Raw genomic sequence first — 22,536 nt, forward strand, 5'->3', positions numbered from 1 at the left:
TCAGGCGGCCAGAGCCGCCTCCAGCGGCGCTGTGTCGAAGCCGAAGTCCCGGTAGCCCTGGCGCAGCCGCGCCACGTATTCGGCCGAGGGCGGGCCGGGGCGGAAGGCGAGTTCGTGGTAAATCCAGGCCTCGCCGCCATCGGGCAAAGCGAGGCGGGTGCGCTCGTAGGTGTGCGGGCCCTCGTAGCGGTCGAGGCTCGCCATGTGCTCCTCGGTCACCTGCCAGAGGCCGATGGGGCAGGCGCTGGCCGGGTCGGGCTGGATGAGCGCGAATTTGCGCAGCACCAGCCGCCAGCCGGGCATCAGCAGCGCGCCATGGACGGTGGCGCCGGGGCAGCGGGCCTGCATCTGCGCATGCGAGAGGTTGCTGCCATAGGCGGCGTAGAGTTCGGGCATGGGCGAAGCATCCCAGGCGCCGGCGGCATGGCGCAAGCCTGGGCGGCCGCGATAGAAGCGCCGGATGAGCGACATGGCCGGCGACAGCCCGAAGCAGACCGAACGCCCCGACTGGTCCCGCGCCGAGCGCGCGCTGAAGCGCGACCCGGTGCTGAAGAAGGTCATCAAGCAGATCGGCCCCTGCACGCTGGAGCCGGTGACGCGCGAGCCCTATGAGGCGCTGGTCCGCGCCATCGCGCATCAGCAGGTGCATGGCAGGGCGGCGGAGGCGATCCTCGGCCGGCTGCTGGCGCTGCACCCGGCGCATGGCTTCCCGCCGCCGGAGGCGATCCTGGCGATGGAGGTGGAGGCGATGCGGGGCTGCGGCTTCTCCGGCTCCAAGGTCGCAGCGATCCGCGACATCGCCGAGAAATCGGCGGGCGGGCTGGTGCCGACGCGGGCGGCCTGCGCCCGCTACGACGACGCGGCGCTGATCGAGCGGCTGGTCGCCATCCGCGGCGTCGGGCGCTGGACGGTGGAGATGCTGCTGATCTTCACCCTCGGCCGGCCGGATGTGCTGCCGGTCGATGATTTCGGCGTGCGGGAGGGGTGGAAGGTGGCCGCCGGCCTCGAGGCGCAGCCGAAGCCTAAGGAGCTGGCGGCGATCGGTGAGGCGTGGAAGCCCTGGCGGAGCGTCGCCGCCTGGTATCTCTGGCGCGCGGCGGATGCGGCGAAGCGGACCGTATTCAAGCCGCAATAGGCTCAGCGCGCGGCGTCCTCCTGCCGCATCCGGGCGCGGGCATTGCCGGCGACGCCGGTGCCTTCCATGACCGGGGCGTAGAGCGAGCCGGCGGTCGGCGGGGCGGGGGCGCCGCTTTCCATCTGTGCGCGGTGGACCACGTTGCCGGCGATGCGCTCCGCGAGGCCGGGCCAGATGCGCTCGCCGAGGACGGCGCCCTTCGCCTTCCAGCCGACCGCCAGCTCGCTCGTCGGGCGGACGGAGGTGCGGATGATGGCATCGACCACCTCTTCCGGCCCGTCCATCAGCACCATGCGAGGCGTGCGGCCGCTGTAGTTGCCTGCATGCTGCCAGAAGGGCGTGTCGACCGCCCAGGGCAGCACGGTCGAGACGGCGATGCGGTCACGCAGGCCGCCGAGGCGGAGTTCCTGGTTCAGGGCGTTGCCGAGGCCGATGACGGCGTGCTTCGTCGCGCTGTAGCTCGCGTGGTAGGCGAGCGGCACGCGGCCTTCGACCGAGGCGATGTTCACCAGCGTGCCGCCGCCCTGGGCGCGGAAGCGCCGAAGTGCTGCATGGCTGCCGTAGATGATGCCCTTCAGGTTCACGTCGACGACGCGGGCGTGGTCCTCGACGGGGATCTCCTCGAATCGGCCGATGCTGGCGACGGCGGCGTTGTTCACCCAGACATCGATGCGGCCGAAGCGGGACATGGCGGCCGTGGCCAGGGCCTCGACTTGGTCGGGCTGGCTGACATCGGTGGGCACCACGAGGGCCTGGCCGCCGGCGGCGCGGATCTCGCCGGCCACCTCCTCCAGCACTGCGGCGCGGCGGGCGGCGAGGACGACATTCGCGCCCTGCGCGCCGACGCGCGTGGCGACGCCGCGGCCGAAGCCGCTGGAGGCACCGGTGACGACATAGGTGCGGTTGGCGATCTCCTCGCGGCCTGGTTGGGTGGCGCAGGCGGCGAGGAGGAGGATGAGGGCAAGGAGTGGAACTCGGGGCAAGGGGCCGGCTTTCGCAGGGATGCGGCCTCAACCGGGGGCGCGGGCGGCCGTTCCGTCCGGCGGGGGCGAATGGTGCTTTTCAGGGATGGCATCCCGTGCCATTCGGGCGCCTCGGCTCCGGCTTCGCTTTTCAGCAAGGGGCGAGGGCCTAGATAGGGGCTGCCCCATCACGCATGGGGCCAGGACAGGACCAGGCATGACGACGGACGTGGCAGCCTATGCCGGCCTCCCGGCCACTACGGAGGCCCTGGCGCGGACGGCACCGGGGATGCGGCCGGGCCGGCGCCGGCTTCTCGGCTGGCTCGGCGCGCATCGGCGCGGCGGGGCGCATGAGCCGCGGCTGGAGCTGGTGCGGTACCGGCTGGCGCCGGCGAGCTGGCCGCGCGACCTGCCGCTCTCCGTTGCCATCATCGCCGACCCGCATACCGGCGGGCCGCAGGCGCCGATCGAGCATCTGTCGCGGGCGGTGGGGCTGGCGAATGCGCTGCGGCCGGACCTCATCGTGCTGCTGGGCGACTACCTGGCGGATGGGCGCTTCATCGCCGACCGGCCGAGCATGCGGCAGGTGGCGGAGATCCTCGCCAGGCTGCACGCGCCGCTCGGGGTGCATGCGGTGCTCGGCAACCATGACTGGTGGGAGTGCCCGGCGGCGCAGGCCGGGCTGCGGCCCCTGCCCGAGGCGGCGGAGGCCTTCGCCGCGGCGGGGCTGCCGGTGATGCACAATGAGCTGCGGCGGCTCAGCCATCACGGGCGGGATGTGTGGCTGGCGGGGCTCGGGAGCCAATGGGCCTATCGGCGGGGCGGCGCGATCCATGGGGCGCACGACCTGGAGGGAACGCTGGCCGGCATCCCGGAGGGCGCGCCGAGCATCCTGCTGGCGCATGAGCCGGATATCTTCCCGCTGGTGCCGGAGCATGTGGGGGTGACGCTCTCGGGCCATACCCATGGCGGGCAAGTGCGGGTGCGCGGCTATTCGCCGCTGGTGCCGAGCCGGTACGGCAACCGCTATGCCTATGGGGCGGTGGAGGAGGAGGGTCGGCATCTGGTCGTCTCCGGCGGGATCGGGAATTCGGCCTTGCCGATCCGGGTCGGGATGCCGCCGGAGGTGACGCTGGTGGAGCTGGGCTGAGGCTTCGGGAATTGAAGGCTCGTGACTCCAAGCCGTTGAGAAGCTTGGATCTGTTCGGCGGAATTTAGAATTTTAGAGGTTTAAGCGCTTCGGCGGGAGCGTTCGGGCGCGATGCCGCCTGGGCTCGTATTCCTATAACGTAACGCTCGGCCCGAAGGCAAGTGCGGTGTCAGCCCTGCTCCACCAGCAGGGCCTCGATGGTGATGCAGGCCGGGTTGTCGCCCGGGATCAGTACGCCCTCATGGACGCGGCCCCGCATGTCGGCCAGGGCGATGGCGAGGCCCTCGCCGGTGAAGAGCATCTCGGTGGCGTAGTCCTCGACCCTGCCGCCACCCTCGAAGCGGGCGCCGATCAGGCTGCCGAGGCTGCCGCGCAGGGCGGGGCGGCGGAGGCCGTGGCGGTGAGCGGCGGTCGCGAGGGCGATGGCGGCGTCCTCGTTCGGGCGGATGCGGAGGGCGGCGGCCCGATGGGCGCCGGGCGGCGGGGCGCCAGGGGCGGGGATCGGGTGGAAGACGGTGAAATTGGTCTCGGGGTCGGGCTCCGAGACCAGGGCGATGCCGGCGAGGCCCCAGGCGCGGCATTCGATGGGGGTGGCGAGGACCGTCTCCTCCGGCAGGATGTGGCCGGCGCGGCGGCCGGCGGCTTCCTCCCAGATGGCATGGCAGTGCAGCCAGGGTTGGCCGGCGCGGCGGCCGAAGGTAATGCAGGCGCGCTCCAGCCGGGCACCCTCGGGGGGCGTGTGGGTGCCGCTGTAGTAGGCGGCGTGGGTCGCGTCCGGCGCGGGCGCGGGGAGGACGTAGGAGAAGGGGGCGAAGCGGCCGCCTTCCAGTTCCAGCGTGGCGCTGTCGAAGCCGGCGGCATGGACGGCCTGCGTCACCGTGTCCAGCAGGGAGAGGCCGGGGGCGAGGGTGAGCGCCAGCGGCAGGGCGTGACCGGGGACACTCTCGATTCGCGGCTCGAGTGCGGGGCCGGGCTGGGCGAGGTGGCGGGGGCTCATGCGAGGGGGAGGAGGCCGCGGGCCTCCATCTCCTCGCGGACCAGCTTCTTGGTGATCTTGCCGTAGCCGGAGCGGGGCAGCGCATCCCAGGCGAAGATGCGCTTCGGCATCTTGTAGCGGGCCATGCGGCCGTCGAGCCAGGCGAGCAACGAAGCCTCCTCCACCGATTCGCCCGGGCGGGGGACGATGACGGCGACGCCGACCTCGCCCCAGTGGCGGTCGGGGATGCCGAGGACGGCGACTTCGGCGATGCCGGGGTATTGCAGGATCAGCTCCTCGACTTCGCGCGGATAGACGTTCGATCCGCCGGAGATGTACATGTCGGAGGCGCGGCCGGTGATGTAGACGAAACCCTCCGTGTCCATATGGCCGAGGTCGCCGGTGCGGAACCAGCCGTGGCGGAAGGATTTCGCGTTGGCTTCGGGGTTGTTCCAGTAGCCGGCGAAGACGGCGGGGCCGCAGACGCAGATTTCGCCCTGGGTGCCGGGTGGGACCTCCCTGCCCTGCTCGTTCTGGATCTGCACGTCGATTCCGGTGCGGGCGAAGCCGCAGCTGCCGATGCGGGCGGCGGGGCCGTCCTCCTCCTCGTGCAGGGCGGCGGGCAGGACGGTGATGTTGCCGGTCACCTCGCCGAGGCCGAAATACTGGACGATCACCTTGCCGAGCTTGCGGAGCGCGAATTTCTGGTCCTCGCGGTACATCGGCGCGCCGGCATAGATGACGTGGCGCAGCGAGGCGTGGTCGTGCGCATCGACCGCGGGGTGCTCGACGAGCATCTTCAGGATGGTCGGCACGGTGAACATGTTGCTGATGCGATGGGCATCGACCAGGCGCCAGGCCTCGGCGGCGTCGAAGCGCTCGCCGGGGAGGAGGATGCTGGCGGCGCCGCGAGCGACTTGCGTCAGGAAGTGGATGCCGGCGCCGTGCGAGAGCGGGGCCACCACCAGCGAGGCGTCGTGCTCCGTCGTGCCGGGCATCAGGTCGCAGAGGTGGTTGGTGATGACGAAGGCCATCTGGCCATGCGTCAGCACGGCGGCCTTGGGGCGGCCGGTGGTGCCGGAGGTGAAGAAGAACCAGCACGGGTCGTCGTACTCGACATCGGCGACGGGAGAGGACTTCCCCTGCCCTGCTTCGATCAGCGAGTCCTGCGTCGCCTGGCCGAAGCCTGCTTCGCCGATGCTGGCCAGCAAGGCGAGGTTGGGGAGTGCGGCGGCGACGGCGGCGGCATGCTCGGGGAAGACCGATTGGCAGAAGAAGGCGCGGGCGCCGGAGGCTTCGGCGAGCCAGGCGACCTCTTCCGGCACGAGGCGGACATTGGTCGGAACCCAGACCGCGCCGAGCCGGAAGGTGGCGAACATCGTCTCCAGGATCTCGTTGCCGTTCCTGGCATGGACCAGCACGCGGTCGCCCTTCCCGATGCCATGCGCGGCGAGCGAGGCGGCAAGCGCGGCGCCGCGCCGCTCGAACTCGCGCCAGGACCAGCTTCGGTCGCCCCAGGCCAGCGCCAGCCGGTCCGGCAGGCGGCGGGCGGTCTGGGCGAGGAAGCCGGCGAGGTTCATCACCCGGCGGGAGACGGGCAGGCCAGTCGGTGAGGTCATGCGGGCGGTCCCTCTTTCGTTGCCGGGGAAAATACCGCCTCCACGCCCCGCGCGACATGGCCTATGAGCGGGTGACGGGACAGTCCGGCCGAGACCGGAGTGGAGGAAACTGATGGTCCAGCTCAATCGCCGTACCCTGCTGGCCGCCGGCGTGCTGGCTGCCCCCGCGATCCGGCTGCGGCCGGCGCATGCGGCGGAGTTCAGCTACAAATATGCGAACAACCTGCCGCTGACGCATCCGATGAACCAGCGGGCCAAGGAGGCGGCGGAGGCGATCGCGCGGGAGACGGGCGGGCGGGTCGAGATCCAGATCTTCCCGAACAACCAGCTCGGCTCGGATACGGACATGCTGAGCCAGGTGCGGAGCGGCGCGATCGAGTTCTTCACCTTGTCGGGGCTGATCCTCTCGACGCTGGTGCCGGCGGCCTCGATCAACGGCGTGGGCTTCGCCTTCTCCAACTATGCCGCGGTGTGGAAGGCGATGGACGGGGCGCTCGGCGCGCATGTGCGGACGCAGATCGGCAAGGCCGGGCTGATCGTCATGGACAGGATCTGGGACAACGGGTTCCGGCAGATCACCTGCTCCTCCAGGGCGATCACGACGCCGGAGGACCTGCGGAACTTCAAGATCCGCGTGCCGGTGAGCCCGCTCTGGACCTCGCTGTTCCAGGCCTTCGGCTCGGCGCCGACGAGCATCAATTTCGCCGAGGTCTATTCGGCCTTGCAGACGAAGGTGGTGGACGGACAGGAGAACCCGCTGGCCATCATCTCCACGGCCAAGCTCTACGAGGTGCAGAAGCACTGCGCGCTGACGAACCATATGTGGGACGGGTTCTGGATGCTCGGCAATCGCCGGGCCTGGGCGGCGCTGCCGGCAGATGCGCAAGGCGTGGTGGCGAAGCACTGGAACGAGGCGGCGCTGGCCGAACGCGGCGATGTCGCGGCGCTGAACGCCGGCTTGCAGACGGAGCTGGCGAAGCAGGGGCTCACCTTCAACACGGTCGATCCGACGCCCTTCCGCGAGGCGCTGCGGAAGGCGGGCTTCTATACGCAGTGGAAGCAGCGCTATGGCGACGAGGCCTGGGGGATTCTAGAGCAGGAACTGGGCAAGCTGACCTGAACCATGGCGGATATCGGGTTGGTGGAGCGGCGGCCCCAAGGCAGGGTCGAGGCCCTGCTTGGCGGCGCGCTGGAGCTGGCTGCGGCGGCGCTGGTGGCGGTGGAGACGGTGCTGCTGCTGGCAGGCATCGTGGCGCGCTACCTGTTCCACAGCTCGCTCGTCTGGTCGGATGAGCTGGCGTCGGTGCTGTTCCTCTGGCTTGCCATGCTGGGCGCGGTCGTCGCCTTCCGGCGGGCGGAGCATATGCGGATGACGGCGCTGGTCGCGATGGCGCCGGCGGGGCTGCGGGGGTTCCTGGAGGCGTTGGCGGTGGCGGCGCCGATCCTCTTCCTGCTGTTGCTGCTGCATCCGGCCTATGACTATGCGGTGGAGGAGAGCTTCATCACCACGCCGGCGATGGAGATCCCCGGCAGTTGGCGGGCCTCGGCGCTACCGGTCGGCCTGGTGCTGATGCTGGCGGTGGCGCTGGTGCGGCTGCCGCGGGCCGCGGGCTGGGGGCGCGGGCTTCTGGCGCTCGGCGTCGTCGCACTGGTGGCGGCGGGGTTCTGGTGGGCGGGGCCGGTGTTCAGGCCGCTCGGCAACCTCAACCTCGTCATCTTCTTCGTGGGAATCGTGGCGGCGACGGTGCTGGCGGGCGTGCCGATCGCCTTCTGCTTCGGGCTGGCGACCTTCGGCTATCTGGCGCTGACGACGCGGGTGCCGACCATGGTGGTGGTCGGGCGGATGGATGAGGGGATGTCGCACCTCATCCTGCTCGCGGTGCCGCTCTTCATCTTCCTCGGCAGCCTGATCGAGATGACGGGGATGGCGCGGGCCATGATCCGCTTCCTCGCCAACCTGCTCGGGCATGTGCGGGGCGGGCTCTCCTATGTGCTGGTGGGGGCGATGTACCTCGTCTCCGGCATATCGGGGGCGAAGGCGGCGGATATGGCGGCCGTCGCGCCGGTGCTCTTCCCCGAGATGCGCGAGCGCGGGGCGAAGCCGGGCGATCTCGTCGCGCTGCTCTCGGCGACGGGCGCGCAGACGGAGACGGTGCCGCCTTCCCTGGTGCTCATCACCATCGGCTCGGTGACGGGGGTTTCGATCGGGGCGCTCTTCACCGGCGGGCTGCTGCCGGGGGCGCTGCTGGCAGTGGTGCTCTGCGGCGTGGTTTGGTGGCGGCATCGGGGGCAGGACCTCGCTCAGGCCACGCGGCCGGGCTCGGCGGAGATCCTGCGGAGCCTCGGCTATGCACTGCCGGCGCTGGCGCTGCCCTTCCTGATCCGGGCGGCCGTCGTCGAGGGGGTCGCCACGGCGACGGAGGTGTCGACGATCGGCATCGCCTATGCCTTCGTCATCGGACTGCTGTTCTACCGAAGGTTCGATTGGGGGCGGCTGCGGCCGATGCTGGTGGATACGGCGGCGCTGTCGGGGGCGATCCTGCTCATCATCGGGGCGGCGACGGCGATCGCTTGGGCGCTGACGCAGTCGGGCTTCTCGCGGCAGCTGGCGGCGGTGATGGCGGCGTTGCCGGGGGGACAGGCGGGGTTCCTCGCCGTGTCGATCCTGGCCTTCGTCGTGCTGGGGAGCGTGCTGGAGGGGATTCCGGCCATCGTGCTGTTCGGGCCGCTGCTCTTCCCCATCGCGCGCGACATGGGCGTGCACGAGGTGCACTACGCGATGGTGGTGATCCTCTCGATGGGGATCGGGCTTTTCGCGCCGCCTTTCGGCGTCGGCTACTACGCGGCCTGCGCCATCAGCCGCATCGGGCCGGATGAGGGGATGCGGGCGATCTGGGGGTACATGCTGGCGCTGCTCGTCGGCACGGCTGTCATCGCCGCCATTCCGTGGATCTCGATCGGCTTCCTCTAGTCGAGGAAGGGATCGACCAGGGCGAGGAAGCCGCCCGGGTTCTCGGCATGGACCCAATGGCCGACGCCGGGGACGGTGGCGAATTGGGCGGCGGGGAAGAGGGATTGGAAGCGGGGGCGCGAGCCAGGCTGGATGTAGCTCGACCGCTCGCCGTTGATGACCAGCGTCGGGCCCTCGTAGCGGCCGGGGAGGTCGGGGAAGCTCTCGATCACCGGCATGGCGGCGTCGATCTCATCGAGGGCGAGGCGCCAGCGGGGCGGGTCGTCCTGCATGCGCAGGTTCTGGATGAGGAAGGCGCGGATGCCGGGCTCGGGGATCGTCGCGGCGAGGGCGGCATCGGCATCGCGGCGGGTGAGGCCCGAGTGGAGCGGGATGGCCTGCATCGCGGCGATGTAGGGGCGGAGCGCGGGCGGGTAGGCGATGGGCGCGATGTCGACGACGACGAGGCGGGAGACCAGCGATGGTTCGGCGAGAGCGAGGGCCATCGCCACCTTGCCGCCCATGGAGTGGCCGATGACGGCGGCGGGGGCGGCGTCCATCGCCTGCATCGTCTCGATGACATCGGCGGCCATTACGGGGTAGTCCATGGCCGCGGCGCGGCGGGAGGCGCCGTGGTTGCGCAGGTCGAGGGCGAGGACGCGGTGGCGGGCGGCCAGGTGGCGCTGCACGGCGCCCCAGTTCTGCGCGGCGCCGAAGAGGCCGTGCAGCAGGATCACGGGCGGGCCGTCGCCGGCTTCGACCAGGTTGAGGCGCATCCTCTCTCTCCCTCCCCCTACCCTTTTGCGGCCAGGACCAGGCTGGCGGCGATGAGGCCGCCGCCGGCCAGCACATCCCACCCCAGCGCCTCGCCGAGCCAGAGGTTCGAGATCAGCACCCCGAGCGCCGGCACGACGAGGAAGCCGACCGAGGCGCGGACGCCGGAGAGGCGTCGCCCGGCCTCGATGGTGGCCCAGGTGCCGAGCGGCGCGGCGATGGCGCCGATGAAGGCGGCGTGCGGCCAGGAGGGCCGGCCGATGCCGCCTGCCGGCTCGCGCCAGAGGGCGAGCGGCAGCAGCAGCAGCGCGGCGATGCCGAAGCACCAGGGCAGCAGCTCCATCACCGGGCGGCGCGGCGGCAGGCGGCGGGTGATGAGGATGGCGATGCTCCAGAAGAGGCTCGAGCCGAGCAGCATCAGGTAGCCCGGCAGCGCGCCGAGGCCCGCGGCGCTGGTCATCGTCCAGGGCTGCATCAGCACGCCGACGCCGAGCAGGCCGATGCCGGCCGCCAGCCATTGCAGCGGCGAGATGCGCTCGCCGAGCACCCACCAGGAGAGCGGGATCAGCCAGAAGACGGTGACATTGGTGAGGATTGCCATCCGCCCGGCCGGAATCCAGGCGAGCGCCGTATGTGTCAGCGCGAAGAAGCCGCCGAGCTGAAGGAGGCCGATCGCCAGGATGCAGGGCAGGTCGCCGCGGGCCGGCCAGCGCAGCCGGCGCAAGCCCGCCAGCAGCAGCAGGGTGATGGCGCCCGCCATGGCGCAGCGGTTGAAGGCGAACCAAAGCGGCGTCGCATACGCCAGCGCGTCCTTGGTGACGGGCCAGACGCCGCCGAACAGCAGCACCGAGACGGCAAGGTAGCGGAAGCCTTCGAGCGTCGTCGCCCGCGGCGAGGCAGTGGGGGCGCCTGTCAAGCTTGGGTCCTGCCCGGTGGCCTGCCACGGATCGGCCGTGGCAAGCGGCGCACGGCCTGGGGCGTGATCAGTCGGCGACCTTCAGCATGATCTTGCCGATATGCGTGCTGCTCTCCATCAGCGCATGGGCGGCTGCGGCCTCCTGGAGCGGGAAGACCTTATGGATGGGCGGGGCGACCTTGCCGGCGTCGAGCAGCGGCCAGACCTTCTCGCGCAGCGCCGTGGCGATCTCGGCCTTCTGCGCCGTGGTGCGCGGGCGCATGGTGCTGCCGGTGACGGTGAGGCGGCGGGTCATCACCGGGCGGAGATCGGCCTTCGCCACCTCGAAGCCGCCGAGGAAGGCGATGATGACGAGGCGGCCGTCCATGGCCAGGCATTTCAGGTTGCGGTTGAAGTAGTCGGCGCCGACCATGTCGAGCACGACGTTCGCAAGCTTGCCATCGGTCATGCGCTTCACCTCGGCGGCGAAGTCCTGGGTGCGGTAGTCGATGGCGTGGTCGGCGCCGAGATCGAGGCAGGCCTTGCACTTCTCGGCGCTGCCGGCGGTGGCGATCACCGTCGCGCCGAAGACCTTCGCCAGCTGGATGGCGGTGACGCCGATGCCGCTGGTGCCGCCATGGACCAGCACCGTCTCGCCGGCCGCCAGCTTGCCGTGGCCGAAGAGGTTGGCCCAGACGGTGAAGAAGGTCTCCGGCAGGGCGGCGGCACGGATGGCATCGAACCCGCGCGGCCAGGGCAGGCATTGCGTGGCGGGGGCGGTGCAGTACTCGGCATAGGCGCCGCCATTGGTGAGGGCGCAGACGCGGTCGCCGGGCTTCCACTGCGTGACCTCGGCGCCCGTGGCGACGACCTCGCCGGCGGTCTCGAGGCCGATCAGCGGACTGGCGCCGGGGGGTGGGGGGTATTCGCCCTTGCGCTGGGCGACGTCGGGGCGGTTCACGCCGGTCGCCAGGACGCGGATCAGCACCTCGTCGGGCTTCGGCTGCGGGACGGGCGCGGTCGAGGGGGTCAGCACCTCGGGCGGGCCGCCATCGCCATGGGTGATGACGGTCATCGAGGGGGGCAGCGTGGCCATGGCGGTCTCTCCCGGAGTTGCGGCGGAGGTTCCGCGCGGGGGCGCATCCCGTCAAGCGGGGCCTTGCCAGGACGCTGGGGCATGCGATGAATCCGCCGCCGCGCCTCCGTCGCGGGAGGATGCCGATGTCGAGGATTGCCCGTCGCCCGCTGCTTGGCGGCATCGCCGCCTTGGCCGCGCCGCGCCTCGCCCGGGCGCAGGGCACGGCGCCGGCCAATGAGCTGAGGCTGGGGGCGCTCTTCCCCTTCAGCGGCAGCCTCGCCCTGCTGGGCGACGAGAGCTTCCGCGGGCTGGAGCTGGCGGCCGAGGAGCGCAATGCGGTGGGCGGGCTGCTGGCGCGGGCGATCCGGCTGGTGCGCGGCGATGCGGCGGGAACGGACCAGGCCGTCGCCGAGCTGCGGCGGCTGCAAGGGGCGGAGCGGGTGGCGGCGGGGTTCGGCACCTATGCCTCGCATCTCGGCTTCGCGGCGAGCCAAGCGGCGGAGTTGCAGGGCTTTCCCTTCTTCGAGCTGGGCGCCATCGCGGACCCGATCACCGAGCGGGGGTTCCGGACGCTCTTCCGGCTCTGCCCGAGGGCGAGCGACTTCGCGCGGGATTCGGTCGCCGTGGTATCGGAGGTGCTGGCGGGGGCCTGGTCGACGCCGGCGGAGGCGCTGCGCATCGCCATCCTCCATGAGGAGGGGCTCTACGGCCAGGCGGTGAGCGGGGCGCAGGAGGCGCAGCTCAAGGCGCGCGGGCTGAACCAAGTGGAGCGCATCGGATATGCGGCGCGAAGCGTCGACCTCTCGCCGCTGGTGCAGCGGCTGCGCGCGGTGGGCGCCGATGTGGTGCTGCATACCGGCTACCAGAACGACATCGTGCTGTTCCATCGCGCCATGAAGGAGGCGGGCTGGCGGCCGCGCATGGTGATCGGCGCGGGGGCGGGCTACAGCCTGACGGATACGGCGCGCTCGATCGGGCCGGATTTCGACGGCACGCTCAATGTCGACTTCCCGCAGGTGGCGGTGAACGAGGCGGTGGCGCCGGGGGTGCGCGACTTCGTCGAGTTGTACAAGCGGCGCTACGGCAGCGACCCGCGCTCCGGCCATTCGCTGGCGAGCTATGTCGGCGCGCGGCTGGTGCTGGATGCGATGCAGCGGGCGGCCGGGCTGGAGCGGGACAAGCTGCGCGCGACGCTGCTGGCGACGGATGTGGCGGAAGGCGCGACGCCGAATGGCTGGGGGGCGCGCTTCGACGAGAAAGGGCAGAACCTGCGCGCGCGGCCGCTGCTGGCGCAGTGGCAGGGCGGGCGGCTGGTGACGGTGGGGCCGGCCGAGGCGGCGGTGGCACAGCTTCGGCCGGTGATGGGGGCTACTCCACCTTGATGCCGGCGTCCCGGATGATTGCCTCCCATTTCGTGATCTCGTCGGTCAGCCAGCGCTTCGCCGTCTCGGGCGTGGTGTCGCTACGGACCAGCATGGTGAGGTCGCTGAGGCGCTGCTGCACGCTCGCCTGAGCCGCTGCCTTGTTGAAGGCGGCGTTGATCTGCTCGACGATGGGCGCGGGCGTGCCGGATGGGGCGAAGACCATGTGCCAGGTGTAGCTCTCGGCATTAGCGACGCCGCCCTCGGCGAAGGTCGGGATGTCGGGCGCCTGGGGCAGGCGCTGGGCGGAGGAGATGCCGAGGGCGCGGGCATCGCCGCGCTTCGCGAAGGTGAGGCCTCCGGCGGCGACATCCATGAACATGGCGAGGCGGCCGGAGAGCAAATCCGGCATGCCCGCCGCAGAGCCGCGATAGGGGATGTGGTTGACCTTGAGGTCGCCGGCGCGCTTCAGCAGCAGCTCCGTCGCCAGGTGGACCGCGCCGCCGACGCCGCTGCTGCCGTAGTCGTATTCGCCGGGCTTGCTGCGGAACAGCGCGACAGCCTCCTGCAGGGTCTTCGCGGGGAGGTCGTTGTTGACCAACAGGATCATCGGGATCACGCCGAGCAGCGCGACGGGTTGGAAATCGCCGACCGGGTCGAAGGCGAGGCGCGGGAAGAGCGGGCGCAGCACGGAATGGGCGATGGTGCTGTAGAGCAGGGTGTGGCCGTCCTTCGGGGCGGTGGCCACCGCCTCCGTGCCGACGACGACGCCGGCGCCGGTGCGGTTCTCGACGACGACGCGCTGCGGCAGGAGCTTCGACACCTCCTCGGCGAAGAGGCGGGCGGGGATGTCGGTCGGGCCGCCGGCGGCGAAGGGGACGATCAGGCGGATCGGCTGGTTGGGCCAGGCGGGCTGGGCGCGCAGCGACGTGGCGGGCAGGATGGCGGCGGCGGCGAGCAGGCTGCGGCGATGCATGGATGTCTCCCGGTGGGCTTCGTTGCCCTTGCCGGGCATCTTGGCCCCCGGGGGCTAGGGGTCAAGCCGCTTGCCGGTCTCGCCGTCGAAGACGTGCAGCGCGGCGGCGGGGAATGCGACGGGGAGGCTCGGCGCATCCGGCGCGGGGCCAGCGAGCTTCACCACCAGCGCCTCGCCGCTCGGCAGCTTGCCATGCAGCACGGTCTCGGAGCCGAGTGGCTCCACCAGGTCGAGCGGCATGGGGATGCCGCCTTCGGCGAGGTCCATATGCTCGGGGCGGATGCCGATGGTGAGCGGCCTCCCCGCCCCGCCCGCGCGCGGGCCGTCGGCGAAGCGGAGTACCGGGCCGGCTTTCAGCGCGACGGCGTGGCCGCCTTCCACCAGGGTGCCGGAGAGGAAGTTCATCGCGGGGCTGCCGATGAAGCCGGCGACATAGGTGTCGGCGGGGCGGGCCCAGATCTCCATCGGCGTTGCGATCTGCGCGGCATGGCCGGCATGCATGACGACGAGGCGGTCGCCGAGGGTCATCGCCTCGGTCTGGTCGTGGGTGACGAAGAGCGAGGTGACGCCGAGGCGGCGTTGCAGCCGCCTGATTTCGGCGCGCATCTGCACGCGGAGCTTGGCGTCGAGGTTGGAGAGCGGCTCATCGAAGAGGAAAAGCTTCGGCTCGCGGACGATGGCGCGGCCCATGGCGACGCGCTGGCGCTGGCCGCCGGAGAGCTGGCGCGGGCGACGCGTCAGCAATGCCTCGATGCCGAGCAGGCCGGCGGCCTCGGCGACGCGGCGGGCGATCTCGGCCTTCGGCAGGCCGCGGATCTTGAGGCCATAGGCCATGTTCTGCTCGACCGTCATATGCGGGTAGAGCGCGTAGTTCTGGAAGACCATGGCGATGTCGCGCTCGGCCGGCTCCAGCGCCGTGACCTCGCGGCCGGCGATGCGGATGCTGCCGGAGGTTGCCGTCTCGAGGCCGGCGACGATCCGCAGGAGCGTCGACTTGCCGCAGCCGGAGGCGCCGACGATGACGATCATCTCGCCATCCTCGACGGCAAGGTCGATGCCGTGCAGGACATGGGTGGGGCCGAAGGACTTCGTCAGTCCGGTGACCTCGAGGCTGGCCATTACTTCTCGGTCTCCGTCAGGCCCTTGAGGAACCAGCGTTGCATCAGCAGGACCACGGCGACGGGCGGCAGCAGCGAGAGCACCGCCATGGCCATGATGACATTCCATTCGTTCTGCGCGTCGCCGGTGCCGATCATCTTGGCCATGCCGACGACGATGGTCTCGAGGCTGCGGTCGTTCACCACCAGCAGCGGCCAGAGATACTGATTCCAGCCATAGATGAAGAGGATGACGAAGAGGGCGGCGATGTTCGTCACTGAGAGCGGCAGCAGGATGTCGCGGAAGAAGCGCATCGGGCCGGCGCCGTCCATCTTCGCCGCCTCGACATATTCGTCGGGGATGGTGAGGAAGAACTGGCGGAAGAGCAGCGTCGCCGTGGCCGAGGCGATCAACGGGATGGTGAGGCCGGCCATGGAATTGAACAGGTCCATGCTGACGATGACCTGGTAGGTCGGGATGATGCGCACCTCGACGGGGAGCATCAGCGTCATGAAGATGGTCCAGAAGGCAATCATCCGGCCGGGGAAGCGGAAGAAGACGACGGCATAGGCGGAGAGCAGGGAGATGGCGATCTTCCCGACCGCGATGCAGAGCGCCATGATGGTGCTGTTCAGCAGCATCCGCGAGGCGGGCGAGACGGCGAAGCGGCCGGAGCCGCCGCTGACCCAGGCGGCGGTGTAGTTCTCGACTGCGTGGCTGCCGGGCAGCAGGGGGACGTCGCCGCGGCCGATCGTGCTGGCGTCGTGGGTCGAGCCGATCAGGGTGATGTAGATGGGCGTGGCGAAGATCAGCACGCCGAGCAGCAGCCAGAGATGCGGCCATGCGCGCTTCATCAGTAGTGGACCTTGCGCTCGATGAAGCGGAATTGCACCGCCGTCAGCGCGATGACGAGGATCATCAGGATCACCGACTGGGCGGAGGAGCTGCCGAGATTCACGTTCTGCACGCCCTCGACATAGACCTTGTAGATCAGCGTCTCGGTCGCCTTGCCGGGGCCGCCGCCGGTCAGCGCGTGGATGACGCCGAAGGTATCGAAGAAGGCGTAGACGAGGTTCACCACCAGCAGGAAGAAGGCGGTGGGCGAGAGCAGCGGCAGGATGATGGTCCAGAAGCGGCGCACCGGCTTGGCGCCGTCGATCGCTGCCGCTTCCAGCACGGCGCGGGGAATGGATTGCAGGCCGGCGAGGAAGAAGATGAAGTTGTAGCTCACCTGCTTCCAGGCGGCGGCGACGATGATGAGCAGCATCGCCTGGTTGCCGTTCAGCTTGTAGTCCCAGGCGATGCCGGCCTCGTTCAGCGCGCGGCCGACGAGGCCGATCGAGGGGTGGAAGAGGAAGAGCCAGAGCACGGCGGCGACGGCGGGGGCGACCGCATAGGGCCAGATCAGCAGGGTGCGGTAGATATTGGCGCCGCGGATCGACTTGTCGGCCTGGACGGCCAGGAAGAGCGCGGTGCCCATGGCGAGCACGGCGACGGCGGTGGAGAAGATCAGCGTGTTGTACGCGGCACCGCGCCATTCGGGCTCCGCCAGGACCTCGGTGAAATTGCGGATGCCTACGAATTGGGAGCTCATGCCCCAGGGGTCCTCCTGCAGCAGGGACTGCCAGATGGCGGCCCCCGCTGGCCAGAGGAAGAAGATGGCGGTGATGACGAGCTGCGGCGCGAGCAGCAGCAGCGGCAGCGCCGTGCCCTTGAAGACTGTCTTGCGCACGGCGCTTTCCCGATCAGCCGCGGTTCTGGCGCTCGAAGTTACGCAGCACCGTATTCGCCCGCTGCGTCACCGCCTCCATCGCCTGCTGGCCGTTCTGCTGGCCCTGGAAGGACTTCTCCATCTCTTCCTGGATGATGTTGCGGATCTCGACATAGCCGCCGAGGCGGATGCCGCGGGTATTCGGCGTGGTCTCGCCGCCGCGGAGAAGCTGCTCGATGGCGACTTCCGTGCCGGGGTTCTTCTCGTAGAAGCCTTGCGACTTCGCCACCTGGTAGCTGGCGCGCCGGACCGGGACGTAGCCGGTGTCCATGTGCCACTTTGCGTCGATCTCGGGCTGGCTGAGATAGCGGTAGAACTCCGCCACGCCCTTCCACTCGGCGGCGTTGCGGCCGCCGGAGGGGCCGCGGTTCAGTGCCCAGAAGCTGGCGCCGCCGATGATGCTGTTGCGCGGCGCGCCGGCGACATCGCTGTAATAAGGCAGCATGGCGGTGCCCCAGGCGAAGCGCGACTCGCGCAGCAGGCGGGCGCGCAGGCTGGAGGAGGCCATGGTGAGGCTGACCTCGCCGGCCGGGAAGAGCGCATCCGCCGCGTTGTCGCGGCCGCCATACTTGAACAGCCCGTCCTTCTGCCAGGCGATCAGGTTGTTCATGTGGCGGACCATCACAGGGTTGTTCACCTGCATGGTGGCGCCGAGGCCATCGAAGCCGTTGCCGAGGCTGGCGAGCGGGATGTTGTGGATGGCCGAGACCTGCTCGACCTGGACCCAAGCCGGCCAGGAGGTGGTCATCGGGCTGGCGATGCCGGCGGCCTTCAGCTTCTTGATCGCCTCGGCCAGCTCCTCCCAGGTTTTCGGCGGCATCTCCGGGTCGAGGCCGGCGCGCTTGAAGTGGTCCTTGTTGTAGAACATCGTCGCGGTGGAGCTGTTGAACGGCATGCTCATCTGCCGCCCGTCGGAGGCCTGGTAGTAGCCGCGCACCGCGGGGAGGTAGTCGTTGAAGTCGATGCTGACGCCAGCTTCGGCAAGCAGCTCATAAACCGGCTTCACCGCGCGGCCGGCGGCCATCATCGTGCCGGTGCCGACCTCGAACATCTGCACGACATGCGGCGCGGCATTGGCGCGGAAGGCGGCGATGGCGGCGACCATCGTCTCCGGATAGGAGCCGCGGAAGGAGGGGACGACCTTCACCCCCTGCTGCGACGCGTTGAAGGCGGCGACGATCACCTCGAGCTGGCCGCCGAGCGGCTGCGCCAGGCCGTGCCAGAACTGGATCTCGACCGGCGCCTGGGCGGCGGCGGGGCGGGTGCGGGTGGCGGCGATGGCCGCGGCGGCCAGGCTGGCCTGGGCCAGGAAACGGCGCCTCATGACGTGAACTCTCCCAATGATCTCGTTGCCGGGGCCGCCGGTTAGCGGCGCCAGGTTGCGGCTTCGTGCCAGTCTTGTGACAGATAGATGAAGCCCGCGTGTCGCGGCAAGCCGGTCAGGCGGTCAGTTTCTCGTAGAGCTCCGGGTCGGTGGCGCCTTCGGTGCCGAATAGGAGGATGCGGCTCTCTGGGGTGAGGCCGAGCGCGCCGCGGGCGAAAGGCTCCCGAGCGGCCAACAACAGGCCGGCGAGGCCGGCGACGGCGCTCTCGCCCGCGACCAGCTTCGGCTGGCGGCGGGCGAGGAGGCGCATGCAGTCGACGGCGCTGGCATCGGGGATCGCCATGAAGGCGAAGCCGGCCCGCTCCAGCTCCTGCCAGGCGAGCAGGCTCGGCTCGCCGCAGGCGAGGCCGGCCATGAGGGTGTCCAAATCGCCCTCGACGGAGATGGGCTCGCCGGCCTCGGCGCTGGCCATGAGGCAGGCGGCCCGCTCCGGCTCGACGACGACGATGCGAGGGCCGTCGAGCCCGTAGCGGGCGCGCATCTGCACCGAGACGGCCGCCGCCAGCCCGCCGACGCCGCCCTGGATGAAGACATGGGTGGGCGGGGCGGGGATGGCCTCCGCCGCCTCCTCGGCCATCAACCGGTAGCCCTGCATGACGTCGCGGGGGACCTCCGTGTAGCCGGGATAGGAGGTGTCGGAGACGACGTGCCAGCCTTTCTCCGTCGCCTCGCGCTGGGCGGCGCGCACGGCATCGTCATAAGTGCCGGGGACGACGCGGATCTCGGCGCCGTAGCGGGCGATGGCGTCGCGGCGGCCCTGGCTCACGCCCTCATGGACGAAGATGACGCAGGCGGCGCCGAAGCGCTGGGCGCCCCAGGCGACGCTGCGGCCGTGGTTGCCGTCGGTCGCGCAGGTGACGGTGATGGCGCGGGTCGCCTCGCGGTGGGTGCCGTCGGTCAGTTCCGCCGCCGTCGCGGAGTTGGCGGTGCCGCGCTTGGCCAGCTCGGCCTGGAGCAGCTTCATCACGGCATAGGCGCCGCCGAGGGCCTTGAAGCTGCCGAGGCCGAAGCGGCCGCCCTCGTCCTTCCAGTGCACGGCGGCGAGGCGGGCGGATTTCGCCACATCCTCGAGCGCGACGAGCGGGGTCGGCGCATAGCCCGCCCAGGCGGCGATCTCCTCGCGCGCACGGCGGAAGCCGCCTTCGGGCAGCACGACGACGCCGGGCGTGCCGTGGTGGCGGTTGAGGATCAGGCGGAAGGGGCGGTTCGGGATGCTCATGGAGGGGTTATCGCGCGACCCCTGCCCTGCCGCCACTGGCGGCTTGCGCCCGGAGAGGGGTGGCGCGACATCTATGCGCGAGGTTGGGCCGGGCAAGATCGGGAGAGCGCCATGCAGATCACCATCCTGGGCGGGGGCGGGTTCCTTGGCCGCAAGCTGGCGGCGCGGCTGGCGCGCGAGGGCAGCCTTGGCGGCGAGGCGATCTCGGGCCTCACCCTGTTCGACCTGCACGCGCCGCCGGCGATGGAGGCGCCCTTCCCCGTCCGTTGCCTGGGTGGCGATGTGGCGGACCCTGAGCAGGTCGCGGCCGCCATCCCCGATGGCACGCGGGTGGTGGTGCATCTGGCGGCAGTGGTCTCGGCGCAGGCGGAGGCGGATTACGAGCTGGGGATGCGGGTGAACCTGCATGGCACGCTGGCGGTGATCGAGGCGTGCCGGCGGCTCGCCACCCCGCCCAGGGTGGTTTTCACCTCCTCCGTCGCCAGCTTCGGCGGCGGGCAGGAGGCGCGGCTGGAGGATGATGCGCGGCAGCTTCCGGGCAACAGCTATGGGGCCGAGAAGGCCGCCGCCGAGTTGCTGCTGCAGGATGCCTCGCGGCGCGGGATGCTGGATGCCGTCAGCCTGCGCCTGCCGACGGTGATCGTGCGGCCGGGGCGACCGAACAAGGCGGCGTCCTCCTTCGTCTCGGCAATCCTGCGCGAGCCGCTGCTCGGGCTGCCGACCGAGCTGCCGGTGCCGGAGGAGTTCGCGGTCTGGATCTGCTCGCCGCGGCGGGCGGTCGACTGGTTCCTCCATGCGATGGCGATGGATACGGCGCCGCTCGGGCTCGACCGCGGGATCAATCCGCCGGGGCGGAGTGCGACGGTCGGAAAGATGCTGAGCGCGCTCGAGAGCGTCGCCGGGCCGGAGGCGCGGGCGCTGGTGAAGCCTGTGCCGGATGCGGCGGTGGAGGCGATCGTGGGCGGCTGGCCGGCGAGCTTCACGGCGGAGCGGGCGCGGCGGCTGCTCGGCTTCTCGGAGCAGGAATCGCTGGAGGAGATCATCCAGGGCTTCATCGAGGATGACCTTGCCGCGACCAGGGCCGAGCGGGGGCTGTAGCGGGTGCTGGAGATCGCCCGATTCGTGCTGCCGGATGCGCCGCAGCGCGTGGCGCCCTTCAGCCATGCGGTGCGGGCGGGCGGCTTCCTCTTCGTCACCGGGCAGATGCCGACGCTGCCGGGTGGCGGGCACGCCATGGTCGAGGGCGGGATCGAGCCGAGGTGCGGCAGGTGATCGCCAACCTCAGGATGGTGCTGGCCGGGTGCGGGGCAGAGTGGGAGCGGACGGTCTTCGCGCGGGCCTATCTGACGAAGTTCGAGCGCGACTATGCGGCGATGAATGCGATCTGGGAGGCGAGCTTCCCGCCCGGCGGGCTGCCGGGGCGCCCCTGTGTCGGGGTCACGGGGCTGGCGGTTGAAGCGCTCGTCGAGATCGATCTCGCCGTCGCCTTCTAGCCTTCCTCCGTCGCGCCCTGCTCGATCAGGGCCGCGCGCATCGCGGGGGCGATCGGCACCTTCTCGCCGCTGCCGTGGCGGACGAGGACCAGCACGGCGCGGCAGGTGAAGACGAGTCCGTCCTTCCAGATGGCGTAGTCCTGGGTCAGGCTGCTGCGGCGAAGCGTGGCGGGCCGCATGGTGACGGCGACCTCGTCGTCGAAGGCAAGCGGGCGGAGGTAGCGGACCTCCATCTGCGCCACGACCGGCCCCGGCTCGCCGAGCGCGAATCGGCCGCCGAGCGAAAGCCAGTGCGAGACGCGCAGGTCCTCGCAGAGGGCGAGATAGGCGGTGTTGTTGGCGTGGGCATACTGGTCGCATTCCGACCAGCGGATACGGTGGCGTCGGACTACCGCCCAACGCCCCTCGATCCCGAATTCCGCATCCTCGGCCATGGGCACCTCCGTGGCGGCAAGACTGCCATGCCCGGGGCGGCATGGGCAGCGGGCTTGACTTGATGCTATTTTGCAACAAGTATCAGGTTTGCGGAAATCGATCCGCCGTCGATCTTCACAAACCAACAGGTTGAATTTAAACTTCAGATCTTCGCGATTTAACGGGGATCACCACGTGGCTGTTCCGGACCATCGGGCGCACCAGGACGCGCCCGAACGCTTGGTCATCGCCCTGGCTGAACCCCGGCGACTCTCCCCTGTCCAGCCGCGCACGATGGTGGAGCAGGCGGCCGAGGCCATCGTCGCCGCCGCGGCGCGCGGGCTGTTCCTGCCGGGCGACAGGCTGGTCGAGGCGGAGATCGCCCGCGACCTCGGTATCAGCCGCGTCCCGGTGCGCGAGGCGCTCCGCCTGCTGGAGAGCCAGGGCATCGTCGTCAGCACCCCCTACAAGGGGATGCGGCTGATGCAGGTGACCAATGCCGGCGTCGCGGCGCTGATGCGGGTGCGGCTCGCGCTCGAATCGCTCGCGGTGCGGGAGGCGCTGGCCCAGCCGGGCGGGGCGGAGCGATTCGCCGGGCTGGAAGCCGCCGCCGACGCCTACCGCCAGGCGGTGGAGCTGGGCGACCCGGCGCTGATCGTGCTGGCGGATGGCGATTTCCATGCCGAGCTGTGCCGGGTCTCTGGCAATGCGCCGCTGCTCGCCCTGTGGCAGAGCCTGGCGCGGCAGCTTGCGGTGATCTGGGGCCTCGCCCAGCAGATCAGGGTGCAGGAGGGGCCGGAGGCGGAGCATGGCGTGCTCATCGCCGCCCTCGCCGAGGGGGATGAGGCGAAGGCGCTCGCGGCCCTCGAGGCGCATGTGGAGTGGAATCTCGGCTTCGACTTCGAGACGGTGCTCGAGGAGCGGCGGCGGCCACCGGCAGGACTTTATACCAAATCCCACTGATCAGAACCGATGCGCCCAATCGCGCAGTCCGATGGACATGATAGTCCAGGGCTGCTCGACGAGGCGGTTCCAGGCGCGACAGCAATGGTCGACGATGTCGTCGTAGCAGCGGAAGATGCGGTTGGAGAGCCAGTTGTCCCGCAGGAACTGCCAGGTGTTCTCGACCGGGTTCAATTCTGGACACTTGGGCGGCAGCGGGATGAGGGTGATGTTCGGCGGTACCTCGAGCCTGTCCGATAGGTGCCATCCGGCTTGGTCGAGCAGCAGCACGGCATGCGCGTTCGGCGCCACAGCGGCAGCGATCTCGGCGAGATGCAG

General features: G+C 70.5%; 25 protein-coding genes. 9 read left to right on the forward strand and 16 right to left on the reverse strand.

Going from position 1 to position 22,536, the window contains the following annotated elements; all coding sequences use genetic code 11:
* Positions 1-396, reverse strand: a complete 396-nt coding sequence (locus EP26_RS18825; protein WP_052389368.1) for a gamma-glutamylcyclotransferase family protein — start codon at positions 394-396, stop codon at positions 1-3.
* Positions 397-469: 73 nt separating this feature from the next.
* Here EP26_RS18825 and EP26_RS18830 point away from each other — a divergent pair, with 73 nt between their 5' ends.
* On the forward strand, positions 470-1,135 hold the full coding sequence (locus tag EP26_RS18830; protein ID WP_157033617.1) for a DNA-3-methyladenine glycosylase family protein: 666 nt from the start codon (positions 470-472) through the stop codon (positions 1,133-1,135).
* 2 nt (positions 1,136-1,137) lie between these two features.
* On the opposite strand, the gene EP26_RS18835 is transcribed toward EP26_RS18830, so the two are convergent.
* On the reverse strand, positions 1,138-2,118 hold the full coding sequence (locus tag EP26_RS18835) for an SDR family NAD(P)-dependent oxidoreductase (RefSeq protein WP_245624451.1): 981 nt from the start codon (positions 2,116-2,118) through the stop codon (positions 1,138-1,140).
* Positions 2,119-2,314: 196 nt separating this feature from the next.
* Between EP26_RS18835 and EP26_RS18840 the strand changes: the two genes are divergently transcribed.
* The gene (locus EP26_RS18840) at positions 2,315-3,247 is read left to right on the forward strand and encodes a metallophosphoesterase (RefSeq protein ID WP_211259475.1); all 933 of its coding nucleotides are present in this window, start codon (positions 2,315-2,317) and stop codon (positions 3,245-3,247) included.
* A 64-nt stretch (positions 3,248-3,311) separates the two neighbouring features.
* Here the strand turns inward: EP26_RS18840 and EP26_RS38635 are convergent, their stop codons facing one another.
* From EP26_RS38635 to EP26_RS18850, 3 genes are read right to left on the reverse strand one after another with little or no spacing between them, the layout of a single operon-like run.
* A complete protein-coding gene (locus EP26_RS38635) occupies positions 3,312-3,383 on the reverse strand; it encodes a hypothetical protein (protein WP_157033620.1) in 72 nt (23 codons plus the stop codon).
* A gap of 33 nt (positions 3,384-3,416) precedes the next feature.
* The gene (locus EP26_RS18845) at positions 3,417-4,244 is read right to left on the reverse strand and encodes a PPC domain-containing DNA-binding protein (protein WP_043340869.1); all 828 of its coding nucleotides are present in this window, start codon (positions 4,242-4,244) and stop codon (positions 3,417-3,419) included.
* Positions 4,241-5,842 carry an acyl-CoA synthetase gene (locus EP26_RS18850; protein ID WP_043340870.1) on the reverse strand — a complete coding sequence of 534 codons (1,602 nt, stop codon included), beginning with the start codon at positions 5,840-5,842 and terminating at the stop codon, positions 4,241-4,243. The genes EP26_RS18845 and EP26_RS18850 overlap by 4 nt, the downstream gene beginning before the upstream one ends.
* Before the next feature lie 112 nt (positions 5,843-5,954).
* Between EP26_RS18850 and EP26_RS18855 the strand changes: the two genes are divergently transcribed.
* Positions 5,955-6,962: a TRAP transporter substrate-binding protein gene (locus tag EP26_RS18855; RefSeq protein WP_043340871.1), complete on the forward strand. Its 1,008-nt coding sequence runs from the start codon at positions 5,955-5,957 to the stop codon at positions 6,960-6,962.
* Positions 6,963-6,965: 3 nt separating this feature from the next.
* Complete coding sequence (locus tag EP26_RS18860) at positions 6,966-8,813, forward strand: TRAP transporter large permease (protein ID WP_043340872.1); 1,848 nt, start codon at positions 6,966-6,968, stop codon at positions 8,811-8,813.
* Here EP26_RS18860 and EP26_RS18865 read toward each other — a convergent pair.
* The 3 genes from EP26_RS18865 to EP26_RS18875 all read right to left on the reverse strand — a co-directional run bounded on the left by EP26_RS18865 (position 8,810) and on the right by EP26_RS18875 (position 11,557).
* Complete coding sequence (locus tag EP26_RS18865; RefSeq protein WP_043340873.1) at positions 8,810-9,568, reverse strand: alpha/beta fold hydrolase; 759 nt, start codon at positions 9,566-9,568, stop codon at positions 8,810-8,812. The two genes, EP26_RS18860 and EP26_RS18865, sit on opposite strands and share 4 nt — an antisense overlap.
* 17 nt (positions 9,569-9,585) lie before the next feature.
* Positions 9,586-10,482 (reverse strand): DMT family transporter, encoded by an 897-nt coding sequence (locus tag EP26_RS18870; RefSeq protein ID WP_052389369.1) that lies wholly within the window; start codon positions 10,480-10,482, stop codon positions 9,586-9,588.
* A gap of 67 nt (positions 10,483-10,549) precedes the next feature.
* Positions 10,550-11,557 carry an NAD(P)H-quinone oxidoreductase gene (locus EP26_RS18875; RefSeq protein ID WP_052389370.1) on the reverse strand — a complete coding sequence of 336 codons (1,008 nt, stop codon included), beginning with the start codon at positions 11,555-11,557 and terminating at the stop codon, positions 10,550-10,552.
* Between the two features lie 125 nt (positions 11,558-11,682).
* Here EP26_RS18875 and EP26_RS18880 point away from each other — a divergent pair, with 125 nt between their 5' ends.
* Positions 11,683-12,921 (forward strand): ABC transporter substrate-binding protein, encoded by a 1,239-nt coding sequence (locus EP26_RS18880; RefSeq protein ID WP_084112663.1) that lies wholly within the window; start codon positions 11,683-11,685, stop codon positions 12,919-12,921.
* On the opposite strand, the gene EP26_RS18885 is transcribed toward EP26_RS18880, so the two are convergent.
* The 6 genes from EP26_RS18885 to EP26_RS18910 form a co-directional block, all read right to left on the reverse strand.
* Positions 12,908-13,876, reverse strand: a complete 969-nt coding sequence (locus EP26_RS18885) for a Bug family tripartite tricarboxylate transporter substrate binding protein (protein ID WP_043340875.1) — start codon at positions 13,874-13,876, stop codon at positions 12,908-12,910. The two genes, EP26_RS18880 and EP26_RS18885, sit on opposite strands and share 14 nt — an antisense overlap.
* A 54-nt stretch (positions 13,877-13,930) precedes the next feature.
* Complete coding sequence (gene ugpC / locus EP26_RS18890) at positions 13,931-14,995, reverse strand: sn-glycerol-3-phosphate ABC transporter ATP-binding protein UgpC (protein WP_043340877.1); 1,065 nt, start codon at positions 14,993-14,995, stop codon at positions 13,931-13,933.
* A complete protein-coding gene (gene ugpE / locus EP26_RS18895) occupies positions 14,995-15,828 on the reverse strand; it encodes a sn-glycerol-3-phosphate ABC transporter permease UgpE (protein WP_043340878.1) in 834 nt (277 codons plus the stop codon). The genes ugpC and ugpE overlap by 1 nt, the downstream gene beginning before the upstream one ends.
* Positions 15,828-16,706 carry a sn-glycerol-3-phosphate ABC transporter permease UgpA gene (ugpA, locus tag EP26_RS18900; protein ID WP_043340879.1) on the reverse strand — a complete coding sequence of 293 codons (879 nt, stop codon included), beginning with the start codon at positions 16,704-16,706 and terminating at the stop codon, positions 15,828-15,830. The genes ugpE and ugpA overlap by 1 nt, the downstream gene beginning before the upstream one ends.
* Positions 16,707-16,719: 13 nt before the next feature.
* Positions 16,720-18,069, reverse strand: a complete 1,350-nt coding sequence (gene ugpB, locus EP26_RS18905; protein WP_043340880.1) for a sn-glycerol-3-phosphate ABC transporter substrate-binding protein UgpB — start codon at positions 18,067-18,069, stop codon at positions 16,720-16,722.
* A gap of 115 nt (positions 18,070-18,184) precedes the next feature.
* On the reverse strand, positions 18,185-19,348 hold the full coding sequence (locus EP26_RS18910; RefSeq protein WP_043340881.1) for a diaminopropionate ammonia-lyase: 1,164 nt from the start codon (positions 19,346-19,348) through the stop codon (positions 18,185-18,187).
* A 111-nt stretch (positions 19,349-19,459) separates the two neighbouring features.
* Here EP26_RS18910 and denD point away from each other — a divergent pair, with 111 nt between their 5' ends.
* The 3 genes from denD to EP26_RS36840 are packed head-to-tail and all read left to right on the forward strand — an operon-like array spanning position 19,460 to position 20,841.
* Entirely contained in the window at positions 19,460-20,446 is a 987-nt protein-coding gene (denD, locus tag EP26_RS18915) for a D-erythronate dehydrogenase (protein WP_043340882.1), read from the forward strand.
* Positions 20,447-20,449: 3 nt separating this feature from the next.
* A complete protein-coding gene (locus EP26_RS36835; RefSeq protein ID WP_211259476.1) occupies positions 20,450-20,620 on the forward strand; it encodes a RidA family protein in 171 nt (56 codons plus the stop codon).
* Entirely contained in the window at positions 20,608-20,841 is a 234-nt protein-coding gene (locus EP26_RS36840; RefSeq protein WP_211259477.1) for a RidA family protein, read from the forward strand. The genes EP26_RS36835 and EP26_RS36840 overlap by 13 nt, the downstream gene beginning before the upstream one ends.
* On the opposite strand, the gene EP26_RS18925 is transcribed toward EP26_RS36840, so the two are convergent.
* Positions 20,838-21,275: an acyl-CoA thioesterase gene (locus EP26_RS18925; RefSeq protein ID WP_052389371.1), complete on the reverse strand. Its 438-nt coding sequence runs from the start codon at positions 21,273-21,275 to the stop codon at positions 20,838-20,840. The genes EP26_RS36840 and EP26_RS18925 overlap by 4 nt on opposite strands.
* 175 nt (positions 21,276-21,450) lie before the next feature.
* On the opposite strand from EP26_RS18925, the gene EP26_RS18930 reads away from it, so the two are divergent.
* A complete protein-coding gene (locus EP26_RS18930; RefSeq protein WP_157033619.1) occupies positions 21,451-22,218 on the forward strand; it encodes a GntR family transcriptional regulator in 768 nt (255 codons plus the stop codon).
* Here the strand turns inward: EP26_RS18930 and EP26_RS18935 are convergent.
* Positions 22,219-22,536, reverse strand: a 318-nt coding sequence (locus tag EP26_RS18935; protein WP_043340883.1) for a transposase, incomplete at its 5' end; no start/stop codon positions are given. It lies immediately after the preceding gene.

Origin of the sequence: Belnapia moabensis DSM 16746 (assembly GCF_000745835.1) — a bacterium.
Taxonomy (GTDB): domain Bacteria; phylum Pseudomonadota; class Alphaproteobacteria; order Acetobacterales; family Acetobacteraceae; genus Belnapia; species Belnapia moabensis.